This window comes from Vibrio sp. 10N.222.48.A3 (assembly GCF_041475345.1).
GTDB lineage: Bacteria > Pseudomonadota > Gammaproteobacteria > Enterobacterales > Vibrionaceae > Vibrio > Vibrio tasmaniensis_A.
In genome coordinates, this window is sequence record NZ_JBFRVX010001703.1 from 1 (window position 1) to 743 (window position 743).

The following is a 743-nucleotide window of genomic DNA, read 5'->3' on the forward strand; positions in this document are numbered from 1 at the left end:
GGTCTAAGCCTGTTACGATAGAAACGCCTTTGCCTTTACGGCCTTTGGTTTCTTTTTGGATTCGAACAATACCATCACCTTTAGGGCGCTGGACTTTCTCTTCTTCAGGTTTAATACGACCTGTTTCAGTTGAATATACTAGGCTCATAATTTTACTTCTTTTGCTGTGCTGCTTTTTGTTTTGCGAGTAAGAAAGCCTCTATATGACGCTGGATTGCAATCTTGCCACCTTTAATTAGGCGCCCGTTAAACATGCAATACCAAGCGTTAGGCTCACCGCTATCATTTTTAATTTGGTAACCATGGAAGTTTTCAGCTAAGCCACCACCAGACGCTCTCGACTTGTTTAACGCTGTGAATTCTTTCGGGTCAATAAGGGTCGCAGTATCAATCCACCAATCAATACTCTTTTTCACAGCAGGTAAATTGCCTTGAATAATGTTGTTTTTTAGCTTGGCACGCCAAACGGTGTTGTTTGCATCCGCTGATTGTAGAGGAACGCCTCGGTAAACTGAATTTGCCATATCCATTGATCATCGTTTTGTTTTCATTACGTTAATCATAAGTATACTTCTAATGATATCAAGCATAATATGGCAAAAACACCTGTTGAGGTACGGTAATTTGAGAAAAAAAGTCCCTAATTTATCGGACTCTGTGATAATTAATTCATTTGTTGAAAAATTAAACAGCCACGCGACAATTGAAATTATAGATGAGTTAACAGGATATCAGTACTCTCG

Annotated in this window: 1 protein-coding gene and 1 pseudogene; both read right to left on the bottom strand. The window is 39.2% G+C overall.

Features of this window, described 5'->3' with window-relative positions:
* A pseudogene (locus AB4653_RS28500) lies at positions 1-148 on the bottom strand (stress response translation initiation inhibitor YciH); the annotation flags it as partial.
* A 4-nt stretch (positions 149-152) separates the two neighbouring features.
* On the bottom strand, positions 153-524 hold the full coding sequence (locus AB4653_RS28505; RefSeq protein ID WP_029222765.1) for a DUF3319 domain-containing protein: 372 nt from the start codon (positions 522-524) through the stop codon (positions 153-155).
* Positions 525-743 lie beyond the last annotated feature (219 nt).

What these genes read in the sequence shown, in the direction of transcription:
- AB4653_RS28505 (WP_029222765.1), bottom strand. Translation starts at nt 524, where the DNA reads ATGGCAAATTCAGTTTACCGAGGCGTTCCTCTACAATCAGCGGATGCA.